Origin of the sequence: Mesorhizobium mediterraneum (assembly GCF_002284565.1) — a bacterium.
GTDB lineage: Bacteria > Pseudomonadota > Alphaproteobacteria > Rhizobiales > Rhizobiaceae > Mesorhizobium > Mesorhizobium mediterraneum.
The window spans coordinates 397,789-410,296 of the sequence record NZ_NPKI01000015.1; the positions used below are offsets into that span (position 1 = coordinate 397,789).

Here is a 12,508-nt window from a genome sequence, read left to right on the forward strand (position 1 = left end):
AATGCACAAGCGCGTCGTCATTACCGGCATCGGCGGCATTTGCGGGCTCGGCACCAATGTGCCCGCGATCTGGGGCGAGATGCGCGCCGGCCGTTCGGCCATCGGCCCGATCGTCAATTCGGAGCTGCACGACCTGAAAATCAGGGTCGGCTGCGAAATCAAGACGCTTCCCGATCACGGCATCGACCGCAAGCAGGTCGTTTCGATGGACCGCTTCAGCCTTTTGGCGACGATCGCCGCGCGGGAGGCCGCGCAACAAGCCGGGCTGACCTCGCACGCAGCCAATACCTACAGGATGGGCGCCATCGTCGGCGTCGGCGTCTGCGGCTGGGAGGCGATCGAAGAGAGCTATCGCGCCATCCTGCTCGAAGGCAAGAATCGCACCGGGATCTTCACCGTGCCGAAAGTGATGCCGGGCGCTGCGGCCGGCCATGTCAGCATGAATCTCGGCCTGCGTGGACCGGTCTTCGGCATCACCTCGGCCTGCTCCTCGTCCAACCACGCCATTGCCTCGGCGGTCGACCAGATCAGGCTCGGCCGCGCCGATATCATGGTCGCGGGCGGCACCGATGCGCCGCTGGTCTGGGGCATCCTGAAAGGCTGGGAGGCGCTGCGGGTGCTGGCGCCCGACACGTGCCGGCCATTTTCGGCCGATCGCCAGGGCCTGGTGCTCGGCGAAGGCGCCGGCATGGCGGTTCTGGAAACCTATGAGCATGCGGTGGCGCGCGGCGCCACAATTCTCGCCGAAATTGCCGGGGTCGGCCTGTCCGGCGATGCCTCCGACATCGTTGCGCCGACCATCGAAGGGCCGGAAGCGGCGATGCGCTTTTGCCTCGTCGAGGCGGGGCTCAATCCGGAAGACATCGACTATCTCAATGCGCATGGCACCGGCACCAAGGCCAACGACCAGATCGAGACGGCGGCGATCAAGCGCGTCTTCGGCGACCATGCCCACAGGCTTTCGATCTCCTCGACCAAATCGATGCACGCCCACTGCCTCGGCGCGTCGGGCGCCCTGGAGCTGATCGCTTGCATCATGGCGATCCGCGACGGCATCGTGCCGCCGACGGCCAATTTTCGCGAGGCCGACGCCGATTGCGATCTCGACATCACGCCGAATGTGGCGCGCGAGCGCAAGGTTCGCGTCGCGATGAGCAACAGCTTCGCCTTCGGCGGCACCAATGCGGTGCTGGCGGTCAAGGCGGTCTGATCGCAGGCGGCTCACGGCTGGTTGGCCGGACACGGCGAAACTTTTCAGCCGTCATGTTGATCGGGCCGCCCGTCGCGCTTAACTCTCTGCGACCCGCCCTCCCGCGTGCGCGCAAAAATCCCGCCCAGGAGTTTTCGATGACCGACCTGTCCGCCTTTCCGATCGCCGCGCGCTGGCCGGCCAAACATCCCGAACGCATCCAGCTCTATTCGTTCCCGACGCCGAACGGGGTGAAGGTGTCGATCGCGCTGGAGGAACTCGGCCTGCCATACGAGGCGCATGCGGTGAACATCGGCAAGGACGAAAGCTGGACGCCGGAATTCCTGTCGCTGAACCCCAACGGCAAGATACCGGCGATGATCGATCCGGACGGCCCGGGCGGCAAGCCGATCGGGCTTTTCGAATCCGGCGCCATCCTGCTCTATCTCACCGACAAGACCGGCAAGCTGATCCCGGCCGACCCGGTGCGGCGTTACGAAACGATCCAGTGGGTGTTCTTCCAAATGGCCTCGATCGGGCCGATGTTCGGCCAAGTCGGCTTCTTCCACAAATTCGCCGGACGCGAGATCGCCGATAAGCGCCCGCTGGAGCGCTATCGCGACGAGTCGCGGCGGCTGATCGGCGTGCTCGAGACGAGGCTGAAGGACCGCAGTTGGATCATGGACGACGATTACACAATCGCCGATATCTCTATGCTGGGCTGGGTGCGCAATTTGATCGGCTTCTATGAAGCGCGGGAACTTGTCGGCTTCGACGACTTTTCCAATGTCGCGGCATGGCTGGAACGCGGCCTTGCCCGACCGGCCGTGCAAAAGGGCCTCAACATCCCCGCTCGGGGCTGACCGAACCGGCCGGTAGCGCAGAAAGGACGGCTCGGCCTATTTGGTTTTAGCGCCGCCCTTGCCCATGGCTGCCTTTGCCCATGACGGAAGCGGCAAGGGACGCAGCGCCCCGGGCCGCGGCGACAACCGCACCGGCCGCAACATTGGCCGTCGCCTTCACGGTGCGCATCGCGCTGTCTGCCAAGCCGCCATTTGCCGATTTCCTGGGCTTGGCGTGTTTTGCCGTGGCCTTGGCAGCGCCCGGCATCACTTTCCTCGGCGCCGCCTTGCCGAAAGTAGGCTTTGCATCCTTGGAGCGGGCGGCGACCGCCGGGCCGGCGCCTGTCTTTGATTCAGTTGCCTTTGATCGAGTCGCCCTGCCCTTGCCGGGCGCAGGCTTTCTTGCCTTGGTTGCCATCGGACAGTTTCCCTTATGTCAGCATCATTGCCGTATCTGACATAACGGTCGGAAAGTCCTAAGGTTCCGGCGGGCCGTGCTGCGCATCAAGCGTGATCGCCAATCACCAGATCGGCAGGGCGGCGGCGGGCAAGCACGCGGTCGATGTTGGGCATGTCGTTGGAGGCGATCCAGGCGCGGGCGTCCTCGTCGGAGCGGCCATGCTCGTGCCATCGCTCAAGCAGCCGGCGCTCGAGCTCGGCACGCGGTACGTCGACGAAGATCGAGAAGTCGAACAGCGGCGCCAGCCGCGACCAGGGTTCCTCGTCAAGCAAGAGATAATTGCCTTCGACCAGGATGAACTTGGTATCGGCGGCGATGATCGAAGCGGCGGCACGCGACAGTTCGATGCTGCGGTCGAACACCGGAATGGCGATGTCGGGCTCGGCCGCGCGGATGCGCTTCAGCAAGGTTTCGAAGCCGGCAAAGTCGAAGGTTTCCGGAGCGCCCTTGCGCGCGCGCAGGCCGCGCCGCTCGAGCACGACGTCGTCGTAATGGAAGCCGTCCATGGGCACGATTTCGGCCGTGCCTTCCGGCAGCAGTTCATGCAGGCGGGTCGACAGCGTCGACTTGCCGGCGCCGGGAGGACCGGCGATGGCGACGACAAAACGCTGCGCCTTGCCGGCGCGCTTGAAGATGGTGGCGGCGAGATGAGCAATCTCGGACATCGGAGCCTTTCTGGCTGAGTGTTTTCGATCGCATCTTGGCGATAGTTCGCGGAAATTTCAAATCTGCACTGGTGTTAGGCGACCAAGTTGTCGAGCTTGGCGCCGCCCCTCATTGCCCTGCCGGGCATTTCTCCCCGTATAGTGACGGGGAGAAAGAGCTGGCCGCAACGTTAGCGCCCTTCCTATAACACTGGTGATTGGCGAAACCGTCGACGAGAGCGCCCCTCTCCCCGTCACTATACGGGGAGAGGATGCCGGTAGGCAGGTGAGGGGCAGCGCAAACGCTCGCAATAAGCGATCGCCCTACGCACAGTCCTATTAGGCAGGCAGGGGTTGCCCAATCCGCAGGAAATCGCCGTCGAAAGCGACGTCCCGCGTCGAACCGTCGGCCGCCATGAGGCGCATGTGCCCCTGCGCGGTGGTGATGTCGCGCGGCGGCTCGCCGCCGGCTTCTTGGGGCAGGGCGCCGATGACATGGCGGAACGAGACGCTGCGACTTTCAGCCAGGGCAAAGGCGGTCGCCACTCCTTCCCGCTTCAGCCAGTTGTCGCCCAGCGAGGCGGCATGGCCGAGCGCCGTGCGGCCGTCCTCGATGCCGAGCACGCCGCGATGGCGGCCGCTCCACGGCGCGTAGTCGCGCCCGCCATTGCTGACCCACAGCATGGTGACCGGCAGCTCGGCCGGGTTCTTCAGCACCAGAACGAGATCGGCTTCCGCCTTTCGCGCCAGCGCGGTCCAGCCCGGCCCGCCATGGTCGGCCTCGACCAGCGTGACGAAATCCTCTCGGCTCTGGTCCATGCGATAGTCGGTCAGGTCGAGCGTGCCGCCAGCGGCGGCGGGAAAATCCGTCAGGTCTGTAGAGCGGGCCGGATAGGCAAAGAGAAAACGGCCGCGGGCGGGATCGGGCTCGAGCGGGTCGTCCGGCGTTGCCGCAAATCGCTTCGGCGATAAAGCCAGCTTGCCGCCGTTCTTCATCACCGTCATCGGATGATGGGCGACGGAAATGCCGCCCGAACCGCCGGAAAAGACATGCTCCTGATAGAGAAAGGGATGGTCGTCGCGCAGGGTCAGGATCTTGTCGACCGTCGCGCCCATGACCTTGTGCTGCAACCTGAAGACCGCGCGCCAGCCATGGGAAGTCGCCTCGCTGCCGACGACGTCCCACGGGCTGTTGGCCGGCCAGCCATGCAGCGGCGCTTCCTCGACATCGCTTCGCGAAAACGGCGCGCAGAGAAAATCGCCGGACAGGCGAACGGTGCCGGCGGGCAGGTCTTGCGGCAGCGTCTCGCGCGGCTCGTTAATCCACGGCGCGCGATGCAGCGGTTTTAGCCGCCGCCCGTCGATATCGACCGTCATGTCGGCGAGATGGCCGACGGTGAGATCGACCGTTACTGAAATGCCCTTTGCCTTGATCGTGAGCGTATCCATGGCGCACCTGCTGATTCTGTCGGCGCCAGCAAACCCGCTCGGTGCCGGTTGCGCAAGCTGGGTGGTCGGCATTTTACGTCAGACTGGGCCGGAGCCATCCTGTGGAAGCGATCATCGCCGACTGTCGGCGCTGCCCCTCATCCGCCTGCCGGCACCTTCTCCCCGTATAGTGACGGGGAGAAGGGGGCTACCGCAACGCCGGCGTCCCCTCTCCCCGTTCTTCACGGGGAGAGGGTAGGGGTGAGGGGCGGCGCCAACGGCTGTAAGGGATAGCAGCCAGCCCTACTGCCGCTTGTACTCCCGCACCGGCGACTGGGTGCCGTCGGTGTAGGTGACCTGGACCGACATCGACTTCACGCTGTCGGCGACCTTGAAATAGGGCTGGTACTCGGAGGGGATGGCGTAGGGATCCTTGGGGTCGCAGGGCGGCATCTTGATCTCTTTGTCGAGCGCCGCACCGTTCAGGCCGTAATGCACCGCCTTGATGGCGCAACGGTAGGACAGCATCTGGCTGAAATAGACCAGGCCGCGGTTGCCGCTGGCGTCGAAGGCGATCCACGACGTCCAGAACTGGTCGAGGATCTGCTTGTTGCCTTGCTGAAGTGCCGTCTCGGGGTCGAAGCGGATGTCGAACGGGCCGGTCTCGCGGCCGCTGACTTCGAGATATTTGATCGCGATACTGCCGGCCGCGGTGCTGTCGGGCAATTCGAAGCTCGGATTGGGCATCGGCTTGCCGGTGGTCTGGTCGTTGAGCGCCAGGAAGCCGGTCTCGGTGAACGGGCCGCTGTCGCCCATGCGCCATGAAATGCCGGTCGCCGGTTCGGGAATGGAGATGGTCATCGACCAGCCCTGGTTCGAGCGCATCGGCGTCAGCGTCGGGGCAAAGCGCTTGGCATCGAGCACGTCGCCAAGCGCTGCCAGCCGGCTGCGGCTGCGGTCCAGCCAATCGGCAAGCTGGGTCTGGTCGACGAAATATTTGAGCAGCCCGCCATCCTTCTCATAGGACAGGAACTTGGTCAGCGCCGTCGCCTCGCTGCGCTTGTCGGACAGCGCCTGGAAGCCGAGGCGATCTTCCGAAAACTCCTGCGACAGCAGGAAATAGGCCGGCGCGAAATCGGCATTGGCGGCGACGAAGGCGTTGAGCTTTTGGAGACGCTGGGCATCTTCGAACTGCAAGGCATGGACAAGCTTGATCGACAGCGCCTTGCCCTTGTCGGCCAGTGCGCCGAACACCTCGCGGGCGCCGGCCTTGCCGTCCTGCACCCGGAGCAGAGTGGCGAAGCGCGTGTAGGGGTCGATGGCGTCGACATCGAAGCCGGCGAAGGCGAGGTAGGAGCGCCGGGCGTTGAGCATGTCGCCCGACAATTCGTAGACGCGGGCATTGTGATAAAACTCGTCCGGCCGCTTGGGCTCGGCGATCACCCCGCCCTGTGCGGCAAGTGCGGCAAAGCCCTTGGCGATGGTGTCGATCGAGACGGCGATCTGCTCGGTCGTCGCCTGCAGCTTTTGCGCCTGGGCCTGCTGCTGTTGTTGGCCGGCAGCCACGGTGTCGGCCAGCGTATCGGTCGTCTGCTTGACCGCTTCGACGGTCTTTTGCGTCTGAGCCCCCTGCTCGGTCTGCTGTTGCTGGGTCGAGGCGATCTCGTCGGTCTTTTGCAAAACCTTGTCGGTCGATTGCTTGACCGTCTCGACCGTTTTTTGCGTTTCGGTGACGGTCTGCTCGATCTTCGCCACCTTGGCCGAGACGATGCCCATCGAGCGCTGCAGCTCGGCCACGGCCGGCACCAGGCCGGCGACCAGCCCGTTCTGGGAATTTGTTTGCTTTTGAACGGCAAAGACGCCACCGGCGACCGCCGCAGCGGTGCTGGCGAAGACCAGCGCCGGCAGCGCCTTGGCCGCCAGCACCAGCCGCAGCACAATGGCAATGGCGATGATCACCGCGGCGATCGCGGCGACCAGCGCGATATAGGCGGCGAACGGCGCCAGCGGCGTGAGGATGTCGGAAATGAAGCCGCCGACAAAGGCGACGCCGGTGGCCCATCTGCCGGTGCGGCCAAGAGATGCCCTGATAAGCGACGGCGCAGCGCCGCCCATGCCGATACCGCCCGCCATGCAATCCCCCCAATACCCAATGCCGCGCCCTTTCTAGCCGGAGCGCGACCGCGTGGGAAGATCAGGGCAGGAAACAGGCGATTGCGCGGTCCAGTGGTCGTCGACGGCGTGGCCGCGAAAATGCGTTTATCCGGGGATAACCCTGGGCAACACCAGTGTTAACCAAATGGACGGCGCTTTTCGGTTAGGCTAGTTTCCCACTCGTTTCAGCAACAGTCTACCTTCAGAACAGACCCATCTTGTCCAAACCGCGCCTCTTTCCGCTCATCCAAAGATTTGTCGCGGCGTTTGCGCTGCTGGCGCTCGTCGCCGGCTGCACGACGACGCCGCCCGAGACCATGCTGGCGGTGCCGGCGGCGCCGCAAAAATATGCGGCAATCGTCATCGATGGCAGCACCGGCAAGACGCTGTTCGAGGTGAATTCGACGGCGCCGCGCTATCCGGCGTCGCTGGCCAAGATGATGACGCTCTACCTTCTGTTCGAGGCGCTGGACCAGGGCCGCCTAGCCAAGACGACGCTGATCCCGGTCTCGGACAACGCCGCCAGGCAGCCGCCGACCAAGCTGCGCTTCAGACGTGGCGAGGCGATCGATGTCGAGACGGCGATCCGGGCGATCACCGTCAAATCGGCCAATGACGTGGCGGTCGCCGTCGCCGAATATCTCGGCGGCAGCGAAGACGCGTTCGCCGCGATGATGACGGCCAAAGCGCGCCAGATCGGCATGCGCAGCACCGTCTTCCGTAACGCGTCTGGCCTGCCGGACGGCGTCCAGCAGACGACGGCGCGCGACATGGCGGTGCTCGGCATGGCGCTGCGCGCCCGCTTCCCGCAGCATTTCCACTATTTCTCCGAAAGCGACTTCATGTTCCGGGGCAGGCTGGTGCGCGGCCACAACGACATGCTCGGCCGCGTCCGCGGCGTCAACGGCATCAAGACAGGCTATATCAGAGCCTCCGGCTTCAACATCGTCACCTCCTACGATGCCGACGGCCGCCGGCTCATCCTCGTGGTGATGGGCGCCGACAGCGCGCGCCAGCGCAACGACCACGTCGAGGCGCTGATCCAGCGCAACCTGTCGCCGGCATCGAACACGACGACAAGGTTGCTGTACGCCGAGGAGTAGGGGCGGCGTTCGGCAGTGATGGGGGTGAGCTCGTGCTTTCTTGACTGGTGACGGCAGTTATGCTAGGAATTTATTCATAGTGCTGACTTGCGCCAACGACCCGCCCGCCGAGGCGGGTTTTTCATTTTAGCCTTCGGCGCCATTCTTCATAGGTCCGACAAAACCGCAGGTTTGCCGGCCTGCGGGCTTGCTTCTCGCACCTTCGAGGGTCATGGCAGGCTCCAGATCGTGGGCCTCCGTGGCATGAGCAATCCGAAAAGTGCGTTATTCCGAGTTCGCAGCCCTGCCGCCGGCCACTTGCCCGTTGAAGCCCGCGCCTGCTTCCGCTAAGAAGCCGTGGCTGGCCGGATCACCGGCTGGTTCGTTTTCCGGATTATCGATCCTGAAGGCACCCGTAGCTCAGCTGGATAGAGCGCTGCCCTCCGAAGGCAGAGGTCACAGGTTCGAATCCTGTCGGGTGCGCCAGTTCTGCCATTCCACCACGCCAACACCGAAAATTGCCGCCGGGACTACGCCCGTGCGAAGAGCGGGAAATAGCCAGAAGGCGAAAAAAGCCTAGCAACGGCGGCGATCGGCGGTGAAAAAGTCCGAATCGCTTATGGTCGAATGACGTATTTGGACCCAAGGCAGAGCTCGCATATTCGTCGTTGGGCGACCGTTATGCGCCTCACGTCGGCCACAGAGTTCAGCTTTGCCGCTGCCCGAAAGCAGACATCGCGGGCGGCGACATCGGAGGTCGCGGTTGCGCCAACCCAGATTGTATGGGAAGCCCGTATCGATGAGTACAGCGTCGTTAGGCGGGGTGGTATCAATGGCTTCTCGTATGTCCGAATCGTAAGGTAGGCATTCGTCGCATGAACGTGCTGTTTCCCGATGTTCCCGTGATCGTAAGGCGACGCATGGCGCGCATTCGGGGCAAGGCGACGCGCCCGGAGTTGCTTGTCCGCCAGACCGTGCGAGCGCTGGGCATCGGCTATCGGCTTAACCGTCGAGACCTGCCAGGATCACCGGATCTCGTCTTCATGGGGCGCAAGAAGGTCATCTTCGTGCACGGGTGCTTCTGGCATCAGCATGGATGCAAGCTTACGGGCAAGGCGCCTCAGAAGCGCGCCGAGTACTGGGCCCCCAAGCTCAAGCGGAACGTAAAGAGGGATCAGGAGGCGCAACAGCGCCTAGAAGAACTCGGCTACCGTGCCCTCACGATTTGGGAATGCGAGGTCAGCAGCCCAAGTCTGCCAGAACGGATAGCGAAATTCCTCAAGACCTGAATTCTTCGTGCATTTTGATGAATTTTGGTGCATCCTGGTGTGGGGAAGGCTGATATGGCAGGGCTGACGCAACAGAAGCGATTTACAGTTTCGGTAGATCGAGCCGACTACGAAGCTCTTCAAGAGCTCGGCCGGTCTGTGAGTCCGCCGGTCAATCTGCAGTACCTCGTGCGACTTGCAGTTCGGAATCTGCTCGAACAGCACGCATCCAAGCAACTCACCTTTCCTCTGGAGAGGCGGTAATGAGGTTCATCGACCTCTTCGCCGGCCTGGGCGGATTCCACCAAGCGCTCGAGAGGCTCGGACATGAGTGCGTGTTCGCGTCCGAGCTCAATCATGACCTGGCGACCCTTTACGAACGGAATTTTGGGATCAAACCCCATGGGGATATTCGTGAGGCGTACGAGTTAGTCCCGGCGCACGAAATCCTGTGTGCGGGCTTTCCCTGCCAGCCTTTCTCCAAGGCCGGAGACCAACTCGGTTTTGACTGTCCGCAATGGGGCGACTTGTTCGACTACATGATCAAGATCCTTCAGCGGCATGAGCCTCGGTTCCTGATTATCGAGAACGTGCCTAACATCATGCGTCACAACGGCGGGAAAACGTGGCAGCGCGTCCGCCAACGCCTCCGCGACGTGGGCTATGACATCGACTCCTCCTTAATGTCACCGCATATGTTCGGCGTGCCGCAGTTGCGCGAGCGCGCGATCATCGTCGGCGCGCGCGATAGCCTCGGCAGCTTCGAGTGGCCCGCGGCGACGCATTCGGCCGAGGAGGTCGACATTCGATCAATCCTAGATGACCGGCCAGACGACGCGAAGTCTCTTCCGCCGGCGTTCGTCGCCTACCTTCAGGCGTGGCAGCGGCTGCTGGATGCGCTGCCCGCGGACGCGGAGTTGCCGTCATTCCCGATCTGGGCAATGGAGTTTGGCGCTACCTACCCGGCTCGGACAGGGACCCCTATCGGCCATGGTCTCTCGGAGATCCGCTCCTTCAGAGGCGCATTCGGGAAACCGCTGCGCGGCATGACCGACGCTGAGGTCTTAGAGGCGATCCCGCCGTACGCGCGTGACGTGAACCCGACCTTCCCAGAATGGAAGATTCAATTCATCGAGCAGAACCGCCGCTTCTATCAGCGGCATAAGGCGGTGATCGATCCGTGGCTCCCGTCGATCCGATCCTTCGCGCCAAGCTTCCAGAAGCTTGAGTGGAACTGGAAGGGGGGCCCGCGCGACCTCAACCAGTGCATCATCCAGTTCAGGGCGTCAGGCATTAGGGCGAAGCGCCCGACGGCCGCGCCATCGTTGGTGGCATTGACGACCAGCCAGGTCCCTGTCATTCCATGGGAGCGGCGTTACATGACGATGCGCGAGTGCGCCCGGCTGCAAAGCATGGACAAGCTTGCGCATTTGCCTGAGACGCAGACTGCGGCCTTCAAGGCGCTCGGAAATGCGGTCAATGTGGATGTGATCGCGGCGGTCGCAGGCGCGCTGCTCAGCGATAGGGAGCAGAAGGTTGGCAGCCTAAGGCTGCCGCTCGGCCGCCCGCCGACCCCGCTAGAGGCTGCCGCCTGAGCGCAGGGACAAAGACCAGGTTTGGAGGGGAACGGGGCGTTGGAAGATCTAGACTTTGACCAGGTTGCGACGCTCCTGTCTGAGCTGTCGCAGCCGAGCGCGATGCCCAAGCTGACCGGCGGCCGGAAGGGTTCGAACGCCTTCGATGCCAATGAGATCGATTTCGCGTCCAGCGCTTGGCTCGCGCGCATCGTCGAGGTCGCGACCTGGCTGAACCTCGACGCCACCTTTGAGCAGCAGGATTCTCCTAAGTCCGTCGCAATCAAGCTGTTCGATGAGCTCTCACTGGGAAAGGCCGAGGCCAGCTTCCAAATGGAGGACGGGCACGTCCTGCTGACCGAGATGGGCGCGCAAACGCTTGGGGAGCGGCTAAGTCGAGCGGTTAGCAACCGCGCCAACTTTCTCCAGATGCTCGACGAGGAGTTGTCGGTCGCCGCCGCCACCGAGGCTTGGATCGATGCTTGGAACGAGGCGCCTCCGACCGAGCCGCTGTCGATCAACGCCAAGGTCGACAAGTGGCGCATCAACGAACTTGCCGGCATCGCTGAGCTTGGGGAGCTTGACCTCAACCCGAGCTATCAGCGCGACTTTGTGTGGTCGAACGCGGACTCGCAGATGCTGATCGAGTCGATTCTGCGCGGCATCCCGCTACCCTCGATTATTCTCGCGCGCGTCTCGAATAGCTCCAGCTTCCAGATCGTCGACGGTAAGCAGCGCCTGACTGCCATACTGCGATTCATGGGGAAGCATCCAGAGGGCATGGAGAATGCCAAGCGGATGAAGGAGCCCCAACTCTTCTCGACAAACTTCGGGCTGTTCGCGCGTCGCAACAATCTGCGCGCGACCGAGGTCCGCGAGAATTACTTCCCCTTCAAGACCAAGAAATATCCGGCGGACGATCCGCTCGCGCCGCTGGGTGGCAATTATTACTGCGACATCAGGGATCAAAAAGTCAGGATCGCCGGCGAGTCCGTCTCGGTCGGCAACCTGTTTGAGCGAGCGGCGGGAGACTACTTCATCCCGGTGCTGATCTACCGAGACACCCTCGTCCGCGACATCCATAAGGTGTTCCGCCTCTACAATCAGCAGGGCATGAAGCTGAACGCGGAGGAGATCCGCAACGCGGTTTTTAATCACCTGATGATCTCGCGGCTCATGCTCTTCGTCAGCGGCGACCGGCCAGAGCCCGAGATCGCGCCTGAGCTTATCGAGGCCGGCATCGATCCCACGACGGCCCATGAGAACATCAAGGCTCTTGGCTTTGGCATCACGCGCTTTCGTCGGACCAAGGTCCTGCTCTGGACAGTGGCGACGCTGATCCTCAAGCCTGCCCAGGGACCGGATAGTGCATACCGGACGCCGTCGACCGCGAGCCACATCGATGAGTTCCTGCGCTCGATTGACGACAAGCGCTTGGCGCAGTTCCGGTCCAAGGGAGCCCTTGAGAACCTTGCCAATGACCTGATCGCCGCGCTGGAGTTGCATCAACTCTCGTCCGACGCCTGGCATCCGAAGTTCCGCCGGAAGGGCAAGAGCGAGATGGCGTCGCGTTGGGAGGAACTGCCCGTCGTTGCCAGCCTGCTTGCCTGCCTGATCCTCGTTATCACCCGCCAAGAGCCCAAGCTCGAGCAGGGAATCGACGAGGTTCGCGATCTTACCTCGAAGATGGTCGGGCCGCAGAGCACGCAGAACAAAACGCAGTGGGCGCATATCGCCAACGCATCGACGAGCATCCTCGAGACGCTCGGCGTCAGCATGGCCGACGCAGACGCGACAGTGAGGGATCGCTACGGCGACAGCGCGATCGATGCACTGCTCGAGATCCGCAAGATTCCGATGATCTGAG

Annotated in this window: 10 protein-coding genes and 1 tRNA gene; 7 read left to right on the top strand and 4 right to left on the bottom strand. The window is 63.2% G+C overall.

What is annotated here, in order from left to right; translation table 11 throughout:
• Nucleotide 1 precedes the first annotated feature (1 nt).
• Both CIT25_RS11355 and CIT25_RS11360 read left to right on the top strand, forming a co-directional pair.
• Nucleotides 2-1,210: a beta-ketoacyl-[acyl-carrier-protein] synthase family protein gene (locus tag CIT25_RS11355; RefSeq protein ID WP_095484609.1), complete on the top strand. Its 1,209-nt coding sequence runs from the start codon at nt 2-4 to the stop codon at nt 1,208-1,210.
• A gap of 137 nt (nt 1,211-1,347) precedes the next feature.
• The gene (locus CIT25_RS11360; RefSeq protein ID WP_095484610.1) at nt 1,348-2,052 is read left to right on the top strand and encodes a glutathione S-transferase family protein; all 705 of its coding nucleotides are present in this window, start codon (nt 1,348-1,350) and stop codon (nt 2,050-2,052) included.
• Between the two features lie 46 nt (nt 2,053-2,098).
• On the opposite strand, the gene CIT25_RS11365 is transcribed toward CIT25_RS11360, so the two are convergent.
• The 4 genes from CIT25_RS11365 to CIT25_RS11385 form a co-directional block, all read right to left on the bottom strand.
• Nucleotides 2,099-2,449 (bottom strand): hypothetical protein, encoded by a 351-nt coding sequence (locus tag CIT25_RS11365; RefSeq protein ID WP_095484611.1) that lies wholly within the window; start codon nt 2,447-2,449, stop codon nt 2,099-2,101.
• Between the two features lie 86 nt (nt 2,450-2,535).
• Nucleotides 2,536-3,156, bottom strand: a complete 621-nt coding sequence (locus tag CIT25_RS11370; protein WP_095484612.1) for a nucleoside triphosphate hydrolase — start codon at nt 3,154-3,156, stop codon at nt 2,536-2,538.
• A 318-nt stretch (nt 3,157-3,474) separates the two neighbouring features.
• Entirely contained in the window at nt 3,475-4,584 is a 1,110-nt protein-coding gene (locus CIT25_RS11380) for a hypothetical protein (protein WP_095484613.1), read from the bottom strand.
• A gap of 282 nt (nt 4,585-4,866) precedes the next feature.
• The gene (locus tag CIT25_RS11385; protein WP_095484614.1) at nt 4,867-6,696 is read right to left on the bottom strand and encodes a chemotaxis protein; all 1,830 of its coding nucleotides are present in this window, start codon (nt 6,694-6,696) and stop codon (nt 4,867-4,869) included.
• A 239-nt stretch (nt 6,697-6,935) separates the two neighbouring features.
• Here CIT25_RS11385 and CIT25_RS11390 point away from each other — a divergent pair, with 239 nt between their 5' ends.
• From CIT25_RS11390 to CIT25_RS11420, 5 genes are all read left to right on the top strand, one after another.
• The gene (locus CIT25_RS11390) at nt 6,936-7,820 is read left to right on the top strand and encodes a D-alanyl-D-alanine carboxypeptidase family protein (protein ID WP_095484615.1); all 885 of its coding nucleotides are present in this window, start codon (nt 6,936-6,938) and stop codon (nt 7,818-7,820) included.
• A gap of 388 nt (nt 7,821-8,208) precedes the next feature.
• Nucleotides 8,209-8,285: transfer RNA gene (locus CIT25_RS11395), tRNA-Arg, on the top strand.
• 389 nt (nt 8,286-8,674) lie between these two features.
• The gene (locus CIT25_RS11405) at nt 8,675-9,088 is read left to right on the top strand and encodes a very short patch repair endonuclease (RefSeq protein ID WP_245329823.1); all 414 of its coding nucleotides are present in this window, start codon (nt 8,675-8,677) and stop codon (nt 9,086-9,088) included.
• 242 nt (nt 9,089-9,330) lie between these two features.
• Nucleotides 9,331-10,662, top strand: a complete 1,332-nt coding sequence (gene dcm / locus CIT25_RS11415; protein WP_095484618.1) for a DNA cytosine methyltransferase — start codon at nt 9,331-9,333, stop codon at nt 10,660-10,662.
• Between the two features lie 39 nt (nt 10,663-10,701).
• Complete coding sequence (locus CIT25_RS11420; protein ID WP_095484619.1) at nt 10,702-12,507, top strand: DUF262 domain-containing protein; 1,806 nt, start codon at nt 10,702-10,704, stop codon at nt 12,505-12,507.
• Nucleotide 12,508 lies beyond the last annotated feature (1 nt).

What these genes read in the sequence shown, in the direction of transcription:
- CIT25_RS11370 (WP_095484612.1), bottom strand. Translation starts at nt 3,156, where the DNA reads ATGTCCGAGATTGCTCATCTCGCCGCCACCATCTTCAAGCGCGCCGGC.
- dcm (WP_095484618.1), top strand. Translation starts at nt 9,331, where the DNA reads ATGAGGTTCATCGACCTCTTCGCCGGCCTGGGCGGATTCCACCAAGCG.
- CIT25_RS11380 (WP_095484613.1), bottom strand. Translation starts at nt 4,584, where the DNA reads ATGGATACGCTCACGATCAAGGCAAAGGGCATTTCAGTAACGGTCGAT.
- CIT25_RS11355 (WP_095484609.1), top strand. Translation starts at nt 2, where the DNA reads ATGCACAAGCGCGTCGTCATTACCGGCATCGGCGGCATTTGCGGGCTC.
- CIT25_RS11405 (WP_245329823.1), top strand. Translation starts at nt 8,675, where the DNA reads ATGAACGTGCTGTTTCCCGATGTTCCCGTGATCGTAAGGCGACGCATG.
- CIT25_RS11360 (WP_095484610.1), top strand. Translation starts at nt 1,348, where the DNA reads ATGACCGACCTGTCCGCCTTTCCGATCGCCGCGCGCTGGCCGGCCAAA.
- CIT25_RS11365 (WP_095484611.1), bottom strand. Translation starts at nt 2,449, where the DNA reads ATGGCAACCAAGGCAAGAAAGCCTGCGCCCGGCAAGGGCAGGGCGACT.
- CIT25_RS11385 (WP_095484614.1), bottom strand. Translation starts at nt 6,696, where the DNA reads ATGGCGGGCGGTATCGGCATGGGCGGCGCTGCGCCGTCGCTTATCAGG.